The 17831-nt window shown below is 71.8% G+C and carries 18 protein-coding genes; 9 read left to right on the forward strand and 9 right to left on the reverse strand.

Going from position 1 to position 17831, the window contains the following annotated elements:
- Positions 1 to 65: 65 nt before the first annotated feature.
- Positions 66 to 662: a signal peptidase II gene (locus tag AB0F58_RS23975; protein WP_357146942.1), complete on the forward strand. Its 597-nt coding sequence runs from the start codon at positions 66 to 68 to the stop codon at positions 660 to 662.
- Between the two features lie 34 nt (positions 663 to 696).
- Here the strand turns inward: AB0F58_RS23975 and AB0F58_RS23980 are convergent, their stop codons facing one another.
- Entirely contained in the window at positions 697 to 1269 is a 573-nt protein-coding gene (locus tag AB0F58_RS23980) for a PH domain-containing protein (RefSeq protein ID WP_357146945.1), read from the reverse strand.
- A gap of 173 nt (positions 1270 to 1442) precedes the next feature.
- Entirely contained in the window at positions 1443 to 2318 is an 876-nt protein-coding gene (locus AB0F58_RS23985) for a biotin--[acetyl-CoA-carboxylase] ligase (RefSeq protein ID WP_357146947.1), read from the reverse strand.
- Positions 2319 to 2468: 150 nt separating this feature from the next.
- Between AB0F58_RS23985 and AB0F58_RS23990 the strand changes: the two genes are divergently transcribed.
- Positions 2469 to 4052: an acyl-CoA carboxylase subunit beta gene (locus AB0F58_RS23990; RefSeq protein ID WP_357146950.1), complete on the forward strand. Its 1584-nt coding sequence runs from the start codon at positions 2469 to 2471 to the stop codon at positions 4050 to 4052.
- Between the two features lie 69 nt (positions 4053 to 4121).
- Here AB0F58_RS23990 and AB0F58_RS23995 read toward each other — a convergent pair whose 3' ends face one another.
- Together AB0F58_RS23995 and AB0F58_RS24000 are read right to left on the reverse strand one after the other, a co-directional pair.
- Entirely contained in the window at positions 4122 to 5006 is an 885-nt protein-coding gene (locus AB0F58_RS23995; RefSeq protein WP_357146953.1) for a hypothetical protein, read from the reverse strand.
- Positions 4999 to 5499: a SigE family RNA polymerase sigma factor gene (locus tag AB0F58_RS24000; RefSeq protein WP_357146956.1), complete on the reverse strand. Its 501-nt coding sequence runs from the start codon at positions 5497 to 5499 to the stop codon at positions 4999 to 5001. Before AB0F58_RS24000 ends, AB0F58_RS23995 begins: the two co-directional genes overlap by 8 nt.
- Before the next feature lie 106 nt (positions 5500 to 5605).
- Between AB0F58_RS24000 and AB0F58_RS24005 the strand changes: the two genes are divergently transcribed.
- Complete coding sequence (locus AB0F58_RS24005; RefSeq protein WP_357146959.1) at positions 5606 to 6085, forward strand: GNAT family N-acetyltransferase; 480 nt, start codon at positions 5606 to 5608, stop codon at positions 6083 to 6085.
- Between the two features lie 48 nt (positions 6086 to 6133).
- Here AB0F58_RS24005 and AB0F58_RS24010 read toward each other — a convergent pair whose 3' ends face one another.
- The 3 genes from AB0F58_RS24010 to AB0F58_RS24020 form a co-directional block, all read right to left on the reverse strand.
- On the reverse strand, positions 6134 to 6877 hold the full coding sequence (locus AB0F58_RS24010; RefSeq protein ID WP_357146962.1) for a M50 family metallopeptidase: 744 nt from the start codon (positions 6875 to 6877) through the stop codon (positions 6134 to 6136).
- A 76-nt stretch (positions 6878 to 6953) separates the two neighbouring features.
- Complete coding sequence (locus AB0F58_RS24015; RefSeq protein WP_357146964.1) at positions 6954 to 7199, reverse strand: hypothetical protein; 246 nt, start codon at positions 7197 to 7199, stop codon at positions 6954 to 6956.
- Positions 7200 to 7303: 104 nt separating this feature from the next.
- Positions 7304 to 9250: a protein kinase gene (locus AB0F58_RS24020; RefSeq protein ID WP_357146967.1), complete on the reverse strand. Its 1947-nt coding sequence runs from the start codon at positions 9248 to 9250 to the stop codon at positions 7304 to 7306.
- 92 nt (positions 9251 to 9342) lie between these two features.
- On the opposite strand from AB0F58_RS24020, the gene AB0F58_RS24025 reads away from it, so the two are divergent.
- The 5 genes from AB0F58_RS24025 (at position 9343) to AB0F58_RS24045 (ending at position 14045) form a co-directional block, all read left to right on the forward strand.
- Complete coding sequence (locus tag AB0F58_RS24025; RefSeq protein WP_357146970.1) at positions 9343 to 9555, forward strand: acyl-CoA carboxylase subunit epsilon; 213 nt, start codon at positions 9343 to 9345, stop codon at positions 9553 to 9555.
- A gap of 121 nt (positions 9556 to 9676) precedes the next feature.
- Entirely contained in the window at positions 9677 to 10141 is a 465-nt protein-coding gene (locus tag AB0F58_RS24030; RefSeq protein ID WP_357146973.1) for a hypothetical protein, read from the forward strand.
- 1471 nt (positions 10142 to 11612) lie between these two features.
- Positions 11613 to 12623 carry a S8 family serine peptidase gene (locus tag AB0F58_RS24035; protein ID WP_357147110.1) on the forward strand — a complete coding sequence of 337 codons (1011 nt, stop codon included), beginning with the start codon at positions 11613 to 11615 and terminating at the stop codon, positions 12621 to 12623.
- Between the two features lie 62 nt (positions 12624 to 12685).
- A complete protein-coding gene (locus AB0F58_RS24040) occupies positions 12686 to 13339 on the forward strand; it encodes a Maf family protein (protein ID WP_357146976.1) in 654 nt (217 codons plus the stop codon).
- A 52-nt stretch (positions 13340 to 13391) separates the two neighbouring features.
- Positions 13392 to 14045 carry an O-methyltransferase gene (locus AB0F58_RS24045; protein ID WP_357146979.1) on the forward strand — a complete coding sequence of 218 codons (654 nt, stop codon included), beginning with the start codon at positions 13392 to 13394 and terminating at the stop codon, positions 14043 to 14045.
- Positions 14046 to 14135: 90 nt separating this feature from the next.
- Here AB0F58_RS24045 and AB0F58_RS24050 read toward each other — a convergent pair whose 3' ends face one another.
- Positions 14136 to 14891: an ABC transporter permease gene (locus tag AB0F58_RS24050; protein WP_357146981.1), complete on the reverse strand. Its 756-nt coding sequence runs from the start codon at positions 14889 to 14891 to the stop codon at positions 14136 to 14138.
- Positions 14892 to 14915: 24 nt separating this feature from the next.
- Entirely contained in the window at positions 14916 to 15875 is a 960-nt protein-coding gene (locus AB0F58_RS24055; protein ID WP_357146984.1) for an ATP-binding cassette domain-containing protein, read from the reverse strand.
- A 201-nt stretch (positions 15876 to 16076) separates the two neighbouring features.
- On the opposite strand from AB0F58_RS24055, the gene AB0F58_RS24060 reads away from it, so the two are divergent.
- Entirely contained in the window at positions 16077 to 17828 is a 1752-nt protein-coding gene (locus AB0F58_RS24060) for a biotin carboxylase N-terminal domain-containing protein (RefSeq protein ID WP_357146986.1), read from the forward strand.
- The last annotated feature ends 3 nt before the right edge of the window (positions 17829 to 17831 follow it).

Here is a 17831-nt window from a genome sequence, read left to right on the forward strand (position 1 = left end):
CCTGCGGGTCGCCGGCCGTGTGCGGCCCGGCGGTGGGGTCACGATCGCGTGAGAGACTTGCCGGGATGAGTGAGCAATCCGCGACCGACGGGTCGCCAGCGGTCGCCGGCGACGCACCGACCGCCACGCCCCCGGTACAGCGGTGGACACGTCGTGCCCCCTGGCTGGCGGGCGGCACGGCACTCGTCGTGGTCGTCGCCGACCAGCTGACCAAGCTGTGGGCCGAACGCAGCCTCACCCGGGGCGAGCGGATTCCGGTGCTCGGTGACGCGCTGGGCATCCAGCTCATCTACAACCCCGGCGCGGCCCTGTCGATCGGTGCGGGCTCGACGTGGATCTTCACGATCGCCACGACCGTCGGCGTGGTCGCGGGCCTCTGGTACTCGTGGCGGGTACGGTCCCGCGCCTGGGCCCTCGCCCTCGGGCTGATCCTCGGTGGGGCGACCACCCACCTCGGCGACCGGCTCCTGCGCGAGCCGTCGTTCGGGCAGGGCCACGTGGTCGACTTCATCGCGTACTTCGACTGGTTCATCGGGAACGTGGCCGACATCGCGATCGTCGTCGGGGCGGGCATGTTCTTCCTCCTCACCGTGCGGGGCAGCACGATGCGCCCGGAGGCCACCGAGGTGACGGAGACTGCCGGGCCCGGCGAGGCGCGCTGACCGGGCCGGGAGGTCGACCCTCACCGGATCGCGGTCAGGCGGTGGGATCGCGCAGTGGCCGGTCGTCCCGCATGTCGGCCAGGATGTCGCGCATCTCGCCGTCGCCCAACGAGTGCCGGTCGTGGTGCGCCTCGGCCAGCTCGTACAGCCGGGTCTGCACCTGCTCGACCCGGGGCACGTCGACCAGGACGGACTGACCGCGCTCCCCGGCGGACTCGATGGTCAGCGTGCCGCAGCCGAAGAGGCGCTCGACGAACCGCTGGTTCATCGAGTGGTCGTTGATCCGGCCCAGCGGGATGTCCCGCCGGTCCCGGGAGAGGATGCCCTGCTGGAGCAGGACCCGTTCGGTGGTGAAGAGGTAGTGGGTGCTGCGCCAGGTCAGGTACGGCACGAGCGCGAACACCAGGGCCAGCACGACGGCCAGCCCGACGACCAGGTAGAGGCCGGTCCGGCCGGCCTGACCGTCCGGCAGGAGGATCCAGGCGGCCAGCACCGCCGCCACGCCCAGCACCAGCACCAGCACGGGCCGGACCAGGGCCTTCGCGTGCGGGTGCAGGTGGAGCACGACCTCCTCGTCCTCGGTGAGGACGTCATCCGGAAACGCCACGCGAACCTCCTCGCAGGTACACCGACGCGCTGACGGTAGCCTGCCGCCGCCCGTACCCGCCGGACCCCGCGCACGGCGCGCGCGAGTGTCCACGCGGCACGGGCGGGATGTCCACGCCGCACGGCCGGGCTGTCCACGCACCGGCGGCGTGGGCCCGCCCCCACCGGAGCGGGTCAGCGCAGGTGCAGGACGTCCCCGGCGGCGAGACTCCGCTCGCCTGCCACGGTGTCGACCAGGAGCTGCCCGTCGGCGTCGATGCCGGTGGCGGTGCCGGTCAGCTCGTCACCACCGGGCAGGAGCACCCGGACCGGACGACCGATCGTGCCGCAGGCGGCCAGGTACGCGTCGCGCAGTCCACTGCCGACCGCGTCGCCCCCGGCGGATCGCCAGCGGTCGTACCAGTCGGCGACGGCGCGGAGCAGGGCCCGCAGCAGCGGGTCCCGGTCGGTGGCGGCGGCCCCGGCGAGTTGCAGCGAGGTGGCGGGCAGGCCGGTCGGGTTCTCCGGCAGCTCGTCTGCGCGCAGCGTCACGTTGAGGCCGACACCGAGCACCACCGCGGACGGCTGGGTGAGCGTGCCGCCGGGCACCGTCTCGGCCAGCACCCCGGCGCACTTGGCGTCGTCGAGCAGCAGGTCGTTGGGCCACTTCAGCCGGGCGTCCAGCTCGGCCAGCCGGGTCACCGCCTCGACCAGGGCGACCCCGGCGAGCAACGGCAGCCAGCCGTACCCGGCGGCGGGAACCGGTGACCAGCCGCGCTCCGGAACGGCCTCGCCGGGCCGGAGCAGGACGCTGGTCGCGATGCCCGCCCGGGGCGGCGACTGCCAGGTCCGCCCGCGCCGGCCCCGTCCGGTGGTCTGCCGCTCGGCGACCACGACCAGACCCTCCGGCTCGCCGGCCCGCGCGGCCTCGGCCACGTCGGCGTTGGTGGAGCCGGTCTCCGCGCGCAGCTCCAACCGCCGCCACGGCCCGTGCGGGGCGACCAGCGCGCGCCGCAGCCGGGCCGCGCTCAGCGGCGGTCGGTCCAGGTCGGTGTACGGGGAGCCCGGCATCCCGCCAGCCTACGGCCCCGACCTCGGACCGTCGGCGAACGGACGCGCCCGCCCGGCGACGCCCCCCGATCGCCGGTCGGCGGGGCGCAGGACGGTGCGTGAGGCGAAATGCACACCGGCGCGGACCTGAACCATCGTTATATTCCGAGGGTGACTACCGAGACCGGGACCAACATCCACACCACCGCGGGCAAGCTGGCGGACCTGGAGCGACGGGTCGACGAGTCGGTGCACGCCGGCTCCGCGCGCGCGGTGGAGAAGCAGCACGCGCGGGGCAAGAAGACCGCCCGGGAGCGGATCGGGCTGCTGCTCGACGAGGGCTCCTTCGTCGAGCTGGACGGGTTGGCCCGGCACCGCTCGACCAACTTCGGTCTGGAGCGGACCCGCCCGTACGGGGACGGGGTGATCACCGGTTACGGCACCGTCGACGGCCGGCAGGTCTGCGTCTTCGCCCAGGACTTCACGGTCTTCGGTGGCTCCCTCGGCGAGGTCTTCGGCGAGAAGATCGTCAAGGTGATGGAACTGGCCATGAAGATCGGCTGCCCGATCATCGGCATCAACGACTCCGGAGGCGCGCGGATCCAGGAGGGCGTGGTCAGCCTCGGCCTCTACGCCGACATCTTCTTCCGCAACGTCCGCGCGTCCGGGGTGATCCCACAGATCTCGCTGGTCATGGGGCCGTGCGCGGGCGGCGCGGTCTATTCTCCGGCGCTCACCGACTTCACCGTGATGGTCGACCAGACCTCGCACATGTTCATCACCGGCCCCGACGTGATCAAGACGGTGACCGGCGAGGACGTGGCGATGGAGGAGCTGGGCGGCGCGCGGACGCACAACACGCGCAGCGGCAACGCCCACTATCTCGCCTCGGACGAGGACGACGCGATCGACTACGTCAAGGCGCTGCTGTCGTACCTGCCGGCGAACAACCTGGACGAGCCGCCGGCCCTGCCCGGCGACGCCGACCTGACCGTCACCGATGCCGACCGGGAACTCGACACGCTGATCCCCGACTCGGCGAACCAGCCGTACGACGTGCACCGGGTGATCGAGCACGTCCTCGACGACGGGGAGTTCCTGGAGGTCCAGCCCCTCTACGCGCAGAACATCGTGGTCGGCTTCGGCCGGGTCGAGGGCCGTCCGGTCGGCGTCGTCGCCAACCAGCCGATGCACTTCGCCGGCTGCCTGGACATCGCCGCCTCCGAGAAGGCCGCCCGGTTCGTCCGCACCTGCGACGCGTTCAACATCCCGGTGCTGACGTTCGTGGACGTGCCCGGCTTCCTGCCCGGCACCGGCCAGGAGTGGGACGGCATCATCCGCCGGGGCGCGAAACTGCTCTACGCGTACGCCGAGGCGACCGTACCGAAGCTCACCGTGATCACCCGCAAGGCGTACGGCGGGGCGTACGACGTGATGGGCTCCAAGCATCTCGGCGCGGACCTGAACTTCGCCTGGCCGACCGCACAGATCGCGGTGATGGGGGCGCAGGGCGCGGTGAACATCCTCTACCGCTCGGAACTGGCCGCCGCCGAGGACCCGGCCGCGGTCCGCGCCGAGAAGATCGCCGAGTACGAGGACACCCTGGCCAACCCGTACATCGCCGCCGAGCGGGGCTACGTGGACGCGGTGATCCCGCCGCGCGAGACGCGCGCCCAGATCGTCCGGGGGCTGCGGACGCTGCGCACCAAGCGGGAGACCCTTCCGCCGAAGAAGCACGGCAACATCCCGCTCTGACCTCCTCCCCGGGTAGCCAGCGTTGCCCGGAGAAGGGCCCGTCGACCTGCCGGGATGTGCCGTCCCGCGTCAGCAGGACGGGTTCGCGGCGAGGCACATCCGGGTGGCGGCGAGCCGAGCGAGCCGGCGCAACTCGTCGTCCGAGGTGGACCGTCCCGGCATGATCACGGTCAGCAGGTCGCCCACCCGGACGACCGCCAGGCTCGTCGGCCGGGGCACTCCGCCGAGCCGTTGACCGGTGGCCAGGTCCCGAGGCTGGGACACCGAGTGGCGCAGCACGGCCGCCTCGTCGCCGACGAAGTCGCGGTCCACCAGCACCCAACTGTGCACCGCCTCCGCGGAGACCGTCCGGCCCTGCCATTCCGTCGGGCCGACCGAGCGCCAGGCAGCGCACGGGGCGACGAGCTGTTCCAGGGTGCGGAAGAAGCGTCCGGCCACGACGGGGGTGAGCCGGTAGAGGTCCTGACCGATCAGCAGGTCACTGGGAGGGTGCTCGTAGCCGTCCGGGCGGTCCCGCAGCACCGACTGGGAACGGGACCAGAGCGCGGTCTCCCAGTCGGTCCGCAGGCCCTGTGCCGTCCGGCAGCGTCCGAGCCGGTCGTCGAGGCGGACCGCCTCGCCGAGACCGGACACGGTCAGCGGCGGGTCGGATTTCTCCCGCAGGTCGGCCGGTTGCAGCAGCGCCTCCGGCGGGATCTCACCGCCGGCTGTCGGGTCCGCCGTCGGCGTGGCCACCAGGGGCGGTACGGCCACCGGAGCCGGTGCGACGGGGTCCGTCGGCCGGAGCACGGCGGCGACACCTCCCACCACCAGCACCAGGGCGACCGCCGCCCCGACCATCTGCCGGCGGGCCCGCCGACGGGCCCGGGTCCGGATCTCCGCCGGCTCCGGCCAGCGTACGGTGGCCAGGTCGACGGCGATCCGGTCGGCGAACGTGGGCTCGTGCTCACGCATCGGCGGCCTCCTCCAACTCCGTGACGGCGAGCAGTCCGGCGAGCGCGGTGCGCCCCCGGGACAGTCGGGCCTTGACCGTGCCGACCGGGGCGTTGGTCTCCCGCGCGACGTCGGCGATCGGCATCCCGAGCAGGTAGTACAGGGCGAGCGCGGTGCGCTGCTCCTCGGGGAGCTGGCGCAGTGCGGCCACCACCTCGACGGTGTCGGTGTTCGGGGCGGGAACGGTCTCGGTGGCCCCGTGCCGCAGGTACGCCCGGGCGCGGCTGCGCAGGCTGCGCCAGCGGCTCACCGCGATCCGGCTGGCGACGACCCGCACCCACGCTTCCGGGTCGTCGTACCGACCCACGGTCGACCAGCGCTGCCACGCGCGCACGTACGCCTCCTGGACCGCGTCCTGTGCCTCGGCGAGATCACCGGTGAGCGCGTAGACGAATCCGAGCAGCCGTTGTCGGCTGCCCCGGTAGAACTCGTCGAACCCGTCGGCGTCGGGCAACTGCTACCTCCCCGTGACCACTCCCAGTTGACACGCGCCCGGGTACCGGCCAGGTTGCCGCCCACGCCGGAAAATGACCTGCGCGCGGCGGTGGCGTACCGGCACGATGCCGGTCATGTCGACCGACCGCGTCATCCGCCCGTACCGTCCGGACGACTGGGCGGCGGTAGCCCGGATCCACGACGCCGCCCGGCTGGACGAACTCCGCGACGGTGCCGAGGTGGCCGCCTTCCTTCCGCTGGCCGACATCGCCGAGGGCGAGGGGCTCTTCGACGGGGACGTCTGGGTGGCCGAACAGGCCGGCGAGGTCGTCGGCTTCGCGGCCTTCGCCGACGACGAGGTCACCTGGCTGTACGTGGACCCGGCCCGGTACCGGCAGGGGCACGGCCGGGCGTTGCTGCGGCACGCGCTGGCGGCGGCGGGCGACCGGCCGGTCGAGCTGACCGTCCTGGTCGGCAACGACGGCGCGCTCGCGCTCTACCTCGCCGAGGGGTTCCGGATCGAGCAGACGAAGACCGGGCGGCTGGCGGGCAACGAGGCGTTCCCCGCCACCGGACACATCATGGTGCGGCCGGGCCCGGCCTGACCCCGGCCAGCCGGACGCGACCCGGCCGGGCCCGCACCGGCCCACCGCTCAGGGGATCAGGTTGGCTCCGGCGAGCAACGGGCCGCCGAGCAGCACCGCCCCGACCAGGAGGGTGGCCAGGTTGGCCAGGGCGAAGAACGTCACCCAGAGGAACGCCGGGAACGGGGTCAGGCCGGCGAGCTGGTCGGCGTCGGACGCGGGCATCCGGCCCCGGCCGCGCAGCCGTTGCAGCTCCACCACCGGGCGTACCCCGCCGAGCAGCAGGAACCAGACCCCGGTGTACGCGAACGCCGCCTGTACCTGCGGCGACGCGTACCAGGAGACGCCGAGCACCAGGCCGCCGGTGACCACCAGCGACACCACGCCGAAGGCGTTGCGCACCATCACCAGCATGGCCAGCAGCAGCGCCACCGCCACCCAGAGCAGCAGGGTGATCCGGTTGCCGCCGAGCAGCCACGCCCCGGCGAGCCCGATCAGGGGCGGGGCGACGTACCCGGCGAGCAGGGTGAGGATCATCCCGGGGCCGGTGGGCCGCCCGGCCGAGAGGGTGAGCCCGGAGGTGTCCGAGTGCAGGCGGATACCGTGCAGCCGGCGGCCGGTCAGCAGCGCGGCCAGCGCGTGACCGCCCTCGTGGGCGATGGTGATCGCGTTACGGGCGATCCGCCAGGGCAGCCGGGTCGACACCACGACCAGCGCGACGGCGGCGGTGGCGAGGACGAGCCACGGTGGTGGGTCGGGTTGCGCGCCGAGGAGCCGGTCCCAGAGGCTGCCCAGTCCGTCGATCGGCGTCATGGGCCGGCAGCCTACCGTCCCGGCGCACCCGGTCGACGTGGGTGCGAGATCGCCAGGACCGGCTGCCCGTACCGCGTCAGGCCTGCCGACGCCGGGTGACCGGCACGGTGACACCGTCGGCGGCGGACACGCTGTCCGGCACGGACGCGCCACGCCGCAGTAGCATCCGGCCGCCCACCACGGCGGCGGCGATGGCCGCGACGCTGATCAGGGCGACCAGCGCCGAGACGCCGACACTCGCGAGGAGCAGGACGGCGTCGCCGAGGGCGACGAGCATCCACAGCGCCACCGAGGACTTCGTGGTCTTCTGTCGGTAACCCATCGGTCGTACCTCCCTTCCGTCGTCACGGATGAGGTACCCCGATCGACGGAAAGTCATGCGAACGAATGTCGCGCCGGCACGATTCCCAGGGCTGGGTGGCCTGATCAGTCAGCCCGGTCGGGCTTGAAACCCTTCGCGATCAGGTCGAACTCGTCGAGGTTCTGCTCCCACTCGCTGGCGGCGACCTCCCAGCGGATGGCGTACCCCCGGTTGCTGGCCGTCACGAAGCCCCGGTTGCGGACGTGGATCCGGGTGCCGTCCCGCGTCTCCAGCCACTCCCAGTCCGCGCAGGTCTTCCAGAAGTCGCACCGCTCGATGCTGAGGTACTGGTAGTCCCGGACTTTGTTCTTCCGGTCCGGCTCGATGCTCTTCCAGTCCGCGTACGCGTCGGCCTTCGGGCTGGACGTCCACTGGACGAGCAGCTCACCTACGCCGTTCGGTTCGTCGAAGACGACTGTGCTGCTGTCGACGTTGCGGCGTACCCAGTTCTGCGGCAACGGCAGCTCGAAGCCGGCCGGGTCCTTGCGCATCTTCCAGCCGGCCGGCAGCGTCGCCGCCGAGGCGCTCGGGCTGGGCGTGGGACTGGCCGGGGGCGTGGTCGGCGACGCCGGGGCCGATGCGCTGCTCGGCGCGGCGGAGGGCTGACCGGTGGCGCCCGTCGTGCCCCCGGTCTGCGGACCCGGCCCGGGGTCGTCGGAATCGTCGGTGAGCAGTGGCACGACGAGCACCACCGCGAGCAGCAGCACCGCCACCAGCACGCCGATCAGCAGGTTGCGGCGGCGGTTGTCCGGCTTCGGGGCGGTGGACGGCGGCACGGCGGCCCGTCCGGACATCGGCGGCGGACTCACCGGGGCCGACATCACCGCGGTGGGGTTCTGCGCGGTCGGGGCCGCCTGGGTCAGCGGCTTCTCGTCCGCGCCCCGGTCGGCCGGCACCACGGCGGTGGGTGCGGCGTCCGAGGTGGACGCGGTGCCCTCCTCCGCGGCGACCCGCGCCGTCGCGTCGCCCCCGGAGCCGGTCCCGTCGGACGAGTTGGCGGCCTTGACCGTGGCATCGCTGTCGGTGGCTCCCACGGCGGCGACACCGGTGGCGGCCACTGCGGTCGGGGACACGGAACGGTCGCTGTTCTGCTCCCCGGTTCGCGGGCCGGGCACCACCGGGGGTCGCGGCTCCCGGGGGCCGTTCGGGCCGGGCCGGCGTACCCCGTCGAGCAGTGAGATGCCCCGAGCACGCTTGCCGCCGGCACGGCGCAGCAGGCGCTCGGCCACCTCGGCGTCGATCCGTTCGGCCGGGTCCTTCCGGAGCAGTCCGTTCAGGACCGGCTTCAGCGGACCGGCGTTCTTCGGCGGCGGCATCGGCTCGGTGGCCAGCGCCGCCAGGGTGGCGATCGCCGACGGCCGGGCGTACGGGGACTTGCCCTCCACGGCGGCGTACAGCGTCGCGCCCAACGACCACAGGTCGGCCTCCGGGCCGGCGGTGCCGTCCCGGGCACGCTCCGGCGCGATGTACGCGGGCGAGCCGAGGACCATGCCCGTCCGGGTCACGTTCGGGTCCCCGGGGATGGTGGCCAACCCGAAGTCCGTCAGGACCACCCGGCCGTCGTCGCCGAGCAGCACGTTGCCGGGCTTCACGTCCCGGTGCATCACGCCGGCCTTGTGCGCCGCGTTGAGCGCACCGAGCACCCCGAGACCGATCTCGACGGCGCGGGCCGGCGACACCGGACCGTCCTCGGCGAGGGTGTCCTGAAGCGACTTGGAGGCGACGTACTCCATGACGATCCACGGGTCGCCGTCGGTACGCAGCACGTCGAAGATGCGCACGACGTTGATGTGGTTCAGTCGGGCGATGGCCCGCGCCTCCCGCAGCGAACGTTCGCGCATCTCCCGACGTTCCTCGTCGGTGAGACTGGGCGGCGGGACCAGTTCCTTGATCGCCACATCACGGTGCAGCACCTCGTCGCGCGCCTTCCAGACCCGACCCATACCGCCCTGACCGAGCGGCGAGAGGAGCCGGTATCGGTTGGCGACGAGTTGGGGAAGCGCATTCGACATTGCCGAGACGGTACCCGGAGCGGCGGACCGTTACACCGCCGGCACGCCACTATGCGGGATGGGTCAACTCGACGCCGCGTACCCTTGACAGCATGTCTGCCGACGAGCCGCTGTTCCGGGTGGTCCGGGGAGTTCCCACCGCCGAGGAGTTGGCCGCCCTGGTGGGTGCCGTCCTCGTCCGGTCGCGCCCGGCCTCCGCACCCACCCCCGTCGCTCCGTCCACCTGGGCACGCAGTGGTCGGCCCGGCACCACTCCCCTCGCCGCCGGCCCTGGCGCCTGGCGCACCTCCGGCCTACCCCGCTGACCATACGTATCGACACACTCACATACAGTGACGTGAGCCACCCGGGCGCGGGGCTGCCCGCCGTCACACCGACCGATTAACCTCACTCAGGGGCACCGGGCTGTGACGGGCAGGAGGGCCGATGATCCCTGAGGAAGACCTCGGGCCGAGATGGCTGCGCGACTACGGCGACATCGAGGCCGACATCCGCCAGCTGCGGGAGTTCGCCACCCGGCTGGAAGCCGAGGTGCGCCGCAACTACGCACCCCACCTGGCGTACATCGCGGACGACATGACAGTGAAGCTGCCCGACCCGTGCGACGCCTTCATCGAGCTGGTCCACTTCCTCACCGCACACCAGCAGGTCCAACAGGACTCCACGAACCGGGTCTACGACGTCGCCAGCTACACCGGCGGCCTCGCCAACGCGGCCGGCACGATCAGCCAGCGGTACGAGGGCAGCGACGCGTTCGCCAGGGCACGGGTCCAGGACGTCGAGCGGGCCCTGCGCGGGGTGCAGACACCGGTACCGGGTGACCAGCCCTCGCCCCCACGCCCCGAGCCTGATCCGGCCGGTGCACCCACCACGCCGGAGGTGCTGCCGTGATCGACGCTGGCGGCGGCCCGACGGCCGGCCTGACCAACTGGCACAACATGGACGTGGCAACCATGTGGGCCACCCTTCAGGACCATCAGACGGACAACCACTGGCGGCAGGTCGCCGGCTGGCGTAAGACCAGTGAGCTGGCGCTGACCCACCTGAGCCGCCTCCGGGAGTACCGGCGAGGGCTCGCCCAGGCATGGCCGCCGGAGAAGAGCGCCGCCGCACGGGCCTACCTCGCCGAACTGGACCAGCTCATCGACACCGTCCAGCAGACGTACGACGCCGCGGTGGCCAACTACACCGCTCTCTCCGCCGCCACCACCGCGATCGGCAGCACGCGCGCCGAGTTGAAAAAGCTCCACGACCGGTACGCCGAGAAGGTGCGGATCAAGCAGGCGTACGAGGCGACCCTCGACCAGCGTCCACTGCACCGGGCTGGACGCTCCACTCCCGCCCGGCCACCGGTCACCGATACCGAGCTGGAGCAGTTGAACGGTCAGGCCCGCTCCCTGATGTACGGCCTCAGCGGTGAACTCCAGCAAGCCCAAACCATGCTAAAACCACCCCCTCCAGCACCAGCACGGCCCATCCGCCAGGACGGCAATCCAGACGTGTATGGGGCTGGTTCAGCGCCAGCGATCCCACCCATTGTGCCGATGCCGCTATCTGGCTCCAATTCGACCCGCTCGGTCAACACGCCTACGGCGGTGAAACGGCCTGTGCCCACGCCGGCCACTCCCGGTTTGGGCCCGATTCTTGGTGGGGCCGCCGCCCCTAGGGTTTCACCACCTCAGGTGAACCCGACGATGCCTCCGGTTCCACCGGCCCATCCGAGTCTTAATCCGGGTGTGCCGCCACTTCCCCCGTTGTCCGGTCCTCCGCTGAGAGGCCCGCAGGACGGGCCGGTTAGGGGCGGTGCAGCCACCCCCGTCGGCAAGCCTCAGGGCGTTCCAGCCGGGCCTCGGCCGATGCCGCCAGGTGGATTAATCGGTGGCTCTCCGGGCTTGGGGCTCGGTCAGCCTGCTCCCGGCACGCCCGCCCCACGTCGGGTAAACCCGATCGGTGGCGTAATCGGCGGAGGCGGTGCGGGCACTGCTCCGAGTGGTGGTGCAGGATCCCGGCCTGGTTCCGGTCGCGGCCCATCGTCAGGTGGACTACACGGGATGAGCCCTTTTGGCGCACCGCCTGGCTTTGCCGCGCCAGCCGTCCGACCTGGTCAAGTGGAGCGGGACGATGCGGACCCGCTACGTTGGGATCCCAACAATCCGTGGGAGACCGCTCAAGGGGTGGATCCGGTGGTCCGACCGCCAGACGAGGACGGCCCGATCGATCCAGGTCCGGCAATCGGGTTCGATCGGTGAGGTTAAATGCCACCCTGGCTGCGCTGATTGTGACTACCACCGTCGCCCTGCCAGCCACCCCTGCTCAGCCAGATCGCATCCGCGAAGACCAGTGGCACCTGCGGTTTCTCAAGGTGGCTGAAGCGCACCAGATCACCCAGGGCGAGGGCGTAGTTGTCGCCGTCCCAGACACGGGGGTAGACCCACACCCTGACCTTCGCAACAACTTGCTAGCCGGGACGAACATTGTCGCCGGCGGCTCAAGCGACGGCCGTCAAGACCGCAACAGCCATGGCACTGCAATGGCCGGCTTAATCGCCGCACACGGTAGAGGCTCGTCAGGTGCTCTCGGGATTGCTCCTGCAGCAAAAATCTTGCCGATCATCTCCTCTCCTGACAAGCAGGGCACGGCAGATGATCTCGCTGCAGGCGTAGAGTACGCCTTGCAACAAGGTGCCGATGTAATCAGCATCTCGTCCGTTGGTGGATCGAGCACTCGCCTCCAAGATGCAGTCAGCGCAGCTCTGCGGGCGAACGTGATCATTGTTGCCGCTGCTGGCAACCAACCCGACGACTTCACCGTCGGTTACCCGGCACGCCATCCCGACGTAATTGCGGTTGGCGGGGTCGACCGAGACGGGCACCATGCTGCCTTGTCGTTAACCGATCGAGAGATCGATGTGGTCGCACCAGCCACCGACATCTACAGCACGAGTTATGACAACAAGTACACCAGAGGAAACGGCACTTCGAGCGCCACGGCGATCGTGGCTGGAGCGGTGGCGCTGATCCGGGCTCGGTACCCGGAACTGCCGGCGACGGAAGTGGTGCACCGACTCACCGCCACCGCCGTCGACAAGGGCGCGCCGGGCCGGGACGACCAGTACGGGTACGGCGTGATCGACCTGGTCGCGGCGCTCACGGCAGACGTACCACCGTTGGCTGCGCAACCGTCGACGGCGAGCGCCTCGGCCGACGCCGCGTCGACCACGACGGCGGCCGGGCCGGCGCAGGACGGTGGCGGCGCGGTCGGGTGGCTGCTCGCGACGGGCGGCCTGGCGGCGCTCGGCGGTGGTGTGGCATGGGCGTTGGCCGTCCGGCGACGTCGGCGGGGCGACGCAGCGTCCCCACCGACGGCAGTCTGACCGGCGTGGCTTTCGGCGTGCCGGTGATCGGGGGGCCCGTGTCGGTCGGTACCCTCCCCGGCGTGCCGAACCAGACAATCCGCCTCGTGCTCGCCTCGGCGAGCCCTGCTCGTCGCAAGCTCCTCCAGGCCGCCGGTATCGAGCCGGAAGTCCTGGTCAGTGGGGTCGACGAGTCCCAGGTCAAGACCGACCAGCCGGAGGAGCTGTGCCTGACGCTGGCCCGGCTCAAGGCCGTGGCGGTGGCCGAGCGGCTACGTCCCGGTGTCGGCGACCGGCCGTTGGTGCTGGGCTGCGACTCGGTGCTCGCCTTCGACGGCGAGATCCTCGGCAAGCCGGACGACGCGGCCGACGCCACCCGCCGGCTGGAGCGGATGCGGGGCAACAGCGGTGTGCTGTACACCGGTCACTGCCTGGTGGACCTGACGATGGAGAGCCGGGTGGAGGCGGTCGGTGCGACGACCGTGCACTTCGCCGAGATCAGCGACGAGGAGATCGCCGCGTACGTGGCGACGGGAGAGCCGCTGGCGGTGGCCGGTTCGTTCACCATCGACGGTCTGGGCGGGGCGTTCGTCGAGCGGATTGAGGGCGACCCGGGGACGGTGGTGGGGCTCTCCATGCCGCTGCTGCGCAACCTGTTGATCGAGCTGGAACTGAGCGTCACGGATCTGTGGACGCAGCCGGCGCCCGGCGGGCAGGCGGTGGAGTCGCTGTCCTGACCGGCAGCGGGTCGGCGCGGGTTGACCTGCGCAGGTCGGCTAGCGTCCGGTCATGAGTGTGAAGTCGCTGCCCCTGACTGACGAGTTGCACGAGTACCTGGTCGCGCACGGCGCCCCGCCGGACGAGATCGTCCGCGATCTGGTCGAGGAGACCCGGGCCGCGCTGCCGGCCGAGGCGCAGATGCAGGTCGCCCCGGAACAGGCCGCCCTGCTGACCTTCCTGACCCGGCTGGTGGGCGCGCGGCAGGCGGTGGAGGTGGGTACCTTCACCGGCCTCTCCTCGCTGGCCATCGCCCGGGGGCTGGCCGACGGCGGGCGGTTGACCTGCTTCGACATCTCGGACGAGTTCACCTCGGTGGCCCGGCGGTACTGGGCGCGGGCCGGGATGGACGACCGGATCGAGCTGCGTATCGGCCCGGCCGCCGAGGGGCTGCACGACCTGCCGCACGAGCGCTACCTGGACTTCGCGTTCATCGACGCGGACAAGGTCGGGTACCCGGTGTACTGGTCGGAGTTGGTGCCCCGGATGCGTCCGGGCGGGTTGATCGCGGTGGACAACGTGCTGCGCGGCGGCCGGGTGCTCGCCCCGCAGGACGAGGCGGACCGGGCGATCGCCGCGTTCAACGACGAGGTGCTGGCGGACGTGCGGGTGGACCTGGTGATGCTGCCGGTCGCCGACGGCCTCACCCTCGCCCGGGTGCGCTGAGCTTCGGCCGGGTCACCGGCTTCCGTCGGGTGTCGGCAGGGAACCCCTGCTGTGCAGAGACCGGGGTCCCCTGCCACCCCACGGCGACGGTCAGCGGACGCTGCGGGCGAAGGCGCGGGCCGCCCAGGTGACGGCGAGCAGGGTCAGCACGGTGATGATGCCGAGGCCCTGCCAGACCCGGTCGTTGCCGAGGTCACCGGCGAAGAGCGCCCGGGTGCCCTCGACCGCCCAGGAGAACGGGTTCCACTTGGCGATGCCCTGCAACCAGCCGGGGGCGAAGGTGAGCGGCAGCAGGATCCCGGAGAGCAGCAGCACCGGCTGGGCGACCGTGTTCATCAGCGGGGCGAGGGCCTCCTCGCTGCGCACCAGCAGCGCCACGCCGTAGGAGACGGCCGAGGTCATCAGCGCGATCAGGGCGAGCAGCAGGTACGCCAGGAGCAGGTCGCCGATGATCACTCGGAGTCCGAAGGCCAGCGCCAGCAGGGTGATGATGACGGCCTGCGCGAGCAGCGAGACGACGTCCCGCAGGGAGCGGCCGAGCAGCAGGGCGAGACGGCTGACCGGGGTGACCCGGGAGCGTTCGATGACCCCGGCGCGCAGTTCGGCGAGGAGGCCGAAGCCCTGGAACAGTCCGCCGAAGATGGCGAGCAGCACGAGCAGGCCGGGCACGAAGATCTTGTACGCCTCGGCCTGGGTGGGCGCGTTCAGGGCCGGCTTGAGCAGCGGGGCGAAGAGCAGCAGGTACATCACCGGCTGGAAGATGCCGACGAGGACCCAGACCGGGTTGCGGAGCAGCAACAGGAACTGGCGCTGGAAGACCAGCCAGGTGTCGCGGGCGAGTTTCATGAGCAGCCTTTCGGGTCGTACTGATCAGGACTCGCGCAGCGAGCGGCCGGTCTTGGTGAGGAAGACGTCGTCGAGGCTGGGGCGGTGCAGCTCGATCGAGCGCAGGTCGAGCCCGGCGCCGTCGATCCGGCGGAGGATCTGCGGGATGGTGGTGGCGCCCTCGCCGACCCAGAGCCGCAGGCCACCCTCGTCGAGGCGCTCCAGCCGGTTGACGTAGATCTCGTCGTCGAAGAGCCGGTACGCGGCCGGCGTGCTGGTCGCGTCGAGACCGACGACCACCACGTCCCCGGAGATCTCCCGTTTGAGTTCGGCCGGGGTGCCCTCCGCGACGATCTCGCCGTGATCCATGATCGCGATCCGGTCGCAGAGGGCGTCGGCCTCGTCGAGGTAGTGGGTGGTGATGAAGACGGTCATCCCGTCGCCACGCAGCCGCCTGATCTCGTCCCACATGTGGGCCCGGCTCTGCGGGTCGAGGCCGGTGGTGGGCTCGTCGAGGAAGACGATGCTGGGTTCGTGGATGATGCCGAGGGCGATCTCGACGCGCCGCCGCTGGCCGCCGGAGTAGGTCTTGCACTTACGGTCGGCGTACTCGGAGAGCTGGAACGCGGCCAGGGCGCGGTCGGTACGACGCTGCGCCTCGGCCTTGGCGATGCCGTACATCCGGGCCTGGAGGACGAGTTCCTCCCGGGCCGTCGACTCGTCCCAACTGCTGCCGCCCTGGGGGACGTACCCGATGCGGCGGCGCACGCCGGCGGGGTCGGAACGCAGGTCGACGCCGGCGATGGTGGCCTCGCCGCCGTCCGGTTCGATGAGGGTGGCGAGCATCCGCAGTGTGGTGGTCTTGCCGGCTCCGTTCGGGCCGAGGAACCCGAAGATCTCCCCCTCGGCGACGTCGAGGTCCACCCCCCGGACCGCGTCGACCGTCCCGGCCTTGCGGCCCGCCCGGGACCGGTACGACTTGCGCAGTCCTCTGGTCCTGATCATGCCTGCTCCCACCCGTTCGTCGGTTTCGTGGTTCGGAAACCGGTTCGGTCCAGTTCAGCAGACCGGCTCGGGCGGGGTGACCGGGATCGGGGTGTGGCGACGTACCGGAACAGTGCGGCATACCACACTTAGCGATCGTTAGGGCCGCCGCAGTGACCGATACACTCCCCGGCAGTAGCCTCCCGGGAGGAGTCACCGAAGGTGCGCAAGGTACTCATCGCCAACCGAGGCGAGATCGCCGTCCGCGTCATCCGGGCCTGCCGCGACGCCGGGCTGGGCAGCGTCGCCGTCTACGCCGACTCCGACCGGGACGCCCTGCACGCCACGCTCGCGGACGAGGCGTACGCCCTGGGCGGTGACACCGCCGCCGAGACGTACCTGCGCACGGAGAAACTGATCGACGTCGCCGCGCGGGCCGGGGCGGACGCGGTCCACCCCGGGTACGGCTTCCTCTCGGAGAACGCCGACTTCGCCCAGGCGGTGATCGACGCGGGTCTGACCTGGATCGGCCCGACCCCGCAGGCGATCCGCGACCTCGGCGACAAGGTCACCGCCCGGCACATCGCCCAGCGGGCCGGCGCTCCGCTCGTGCCGGGCACCCCGGACCCGGTGGGCGGCCCCGACGAGGTGATCGCCTTCGCGGTCGACCACGGCCTGCCGGTGGCGATCAAGGCCGCCTTCGGCGGCGGCGGGCGCGGCCTGAAGGTGGCCCGCACCATGGAGGAGATCCCGCAGCTCTTCGAGTCGGCCACCCGGGAGGCGGTCGCCGCGTTCGGTCGGGGCGAGTGCTTCGTCGAGCGGTACCTGGACCGGCCCCGCCACGTCGAGGCGCAGGTCCTCGCCGACCAGCACGGCAACGTGGTCGTGGTGGGCACCCGGGACTGTTCCCTCCAGCGCCGGCACCAGAAGCTGGTCGAGGAGGCGCCCGCGCCGTTCCTCACCGACGCGCAGCGCGCCCAGATCCACGACTCGGCCAAGGCGATCTGCCGGGAGGCCGGCTACCACGGCGCGGGCACGGTGGAGTACCTGGTCGGCGCGGACGGCACCATCTCCTTCCTGGAGGTCAACACCCGGCTCCAGGTGGAGCACCCGGTGACCGAGGAGACCGCCGGCATCGACCTGGTCCGCGAGCAGTTCCGGATCGCCGACGGCGAGCCGTTGCGGTTCACCGGGGACCCGACGCCGCGCGGCCACTCGATCGAGTTCCGGATCAACGGCGAGGATCCGGGACGCTCCTTCCTGCCCGCTCCGGGCACGGTGACCGCGCTGCGGCTGCCGAGTGGCCCCGGTGTGCGGGTGGACACCGGCATCTCGGCCGGTGACGTGATCGGCGGCAACTTCGACTCGCTGCTGGCCAAGGTGATCATCACGGGCGAGACGCGGACCGAGGCGCTGGAGCGGGCCCGGCGGGCGCTGGACGAGATGGTCGTCGAGGGGATGGCCACCGCGCTGCCGTTCCACCGCCTCGTCGTCCGGGACCCGGCGTTCACCGCCGAGCCGTTCACCGTGCACACCCGGTGGATCGAAACCGAGTTCGACAACACCGTGCCGCCGTTCACCGCCACCGCCGGCCCCGCCGAGGGCCCGGCCGAGCGCGAGACCGTCGTGGTCGAGGTGGGCGGCAAGCGGTTCGAGGTCACCCTCCCCGCCGGCCTCGGCGCGGGTACGACCACCGCGTCACCGGCCGCGCGCAGGTCGACCCGCCGGGGCGGTGGGGCGAAGCCCGGCGCGGCGGTCAGCGGCGACACGCTCGCCTCCCCCATGCAGGGCACCATCGTCAAGATCGCCGTCGCCGACGGAGACACGGTCGCCGAGGGTGACCTGGTGGTCGTCCTCGAGGCGATGAAGATGGAGCAGCCGATCCACGCGCACCGGGCCGGTACGGTCAGCGGGCTCTCCGCCGACGTCGGCGCGGTGCTCACGGCCGGTGCCGCCATCTGCACGATCGCCTGACCG

Origin of the sequence: Micromonospora sp. NPDC023956 (genome assembly GCF_040639195.1) — a bacterium.
Classification (GTDB): domain Bacteria; phylum Actinomycetota; class Actinomycetes; order Mycobacteriales; family Micromonosporaceae; genus Micromonospora.

Coding starts and splice junctions, on each gene's coding strand:
- AB0F58_RS23975 (WP_357146942.1), top strand. CDS start 66: ATGAGTGAGCAATCCGCGACCGACGGGTCGCCAGCGGTCGCCGGCGAC.
- AB0F58_RS23985 (WP_357146947.1), bottom strand. CDS start 2,318: ATGCCGGGCTCCCCGTACACCGACCTGGACCGACCGCCGCTGAGCGCG.
- AB0F58_RS23995 (WP_357146953.1), bottom strand. CDS start 5,006: ATGCGTGAGCACGAGCCCACGTTCGCCGACCGGATCGCCGTCGACCTG.
- AB0F58_RS24005 (WP_357146959.1), top strand. CDS start 5,606: ATGCCGGTCATGTCGACCGACCGCGTCATCCGCCCGTACCGTCCGGAC.
- AB0F58_RS24010 (WP_357146962.1), bottom strand. CDS start 6,877: ATGACGCCGATCGACGGACTGGGCAGCCTCTGGGACCGGCTCCTCGGC.
- AB0F58_RS24015 (WP_357146964.1), bottom strand. CDS start 7,199: ATGGGTTACCGACAGAAGACCACGAAGTCCTCGGTGGCGCTGTGGATG.
- AB0F58_RS24020 (WP_357146967.1), bottom strand. CDS start 9,250: ATGTCGAATGCGCTTCCCCAACTCGTCGCCAACCGATACCGGCTCCTC.
- AB0F58_RS24025 (WP_357146970.1), top strand. CDS start 9,343: ATGTCTGCCGACGAGCCGCTGTTCCGGGTGGTCCGGGGAGTTCCCACC.
- AB0F58_RS24030 (WP_357146973.1), top strand. CDS start 9,677: ATGATCCCTGAGGAAGACCTCGGGCCGAGATGGCTGCGCGACTACGGC.
- AB0F58_RS24045 (WP_357146979.1), top strand. CDS start 13,392: ATGAGTGTGAAGTCGCTGCCCCTGACTGACGAGTTGCACGAGTACCTG.
- AB0F58_RS24050 (WP_357146981.1), bottom strand. CDS start 14,891: ATGAAACTCGCCCGCGACACCTGGCTGGTCTTCCAGCGCCAGTTCCTG.
- AB0F58_RS24055 (WP_357146984.1), bottom strand. CDS start 15,875: ATGATCAGGACCAGAGGACTGCGCAAGTCGTACCGGTCCCGGGCGGGC.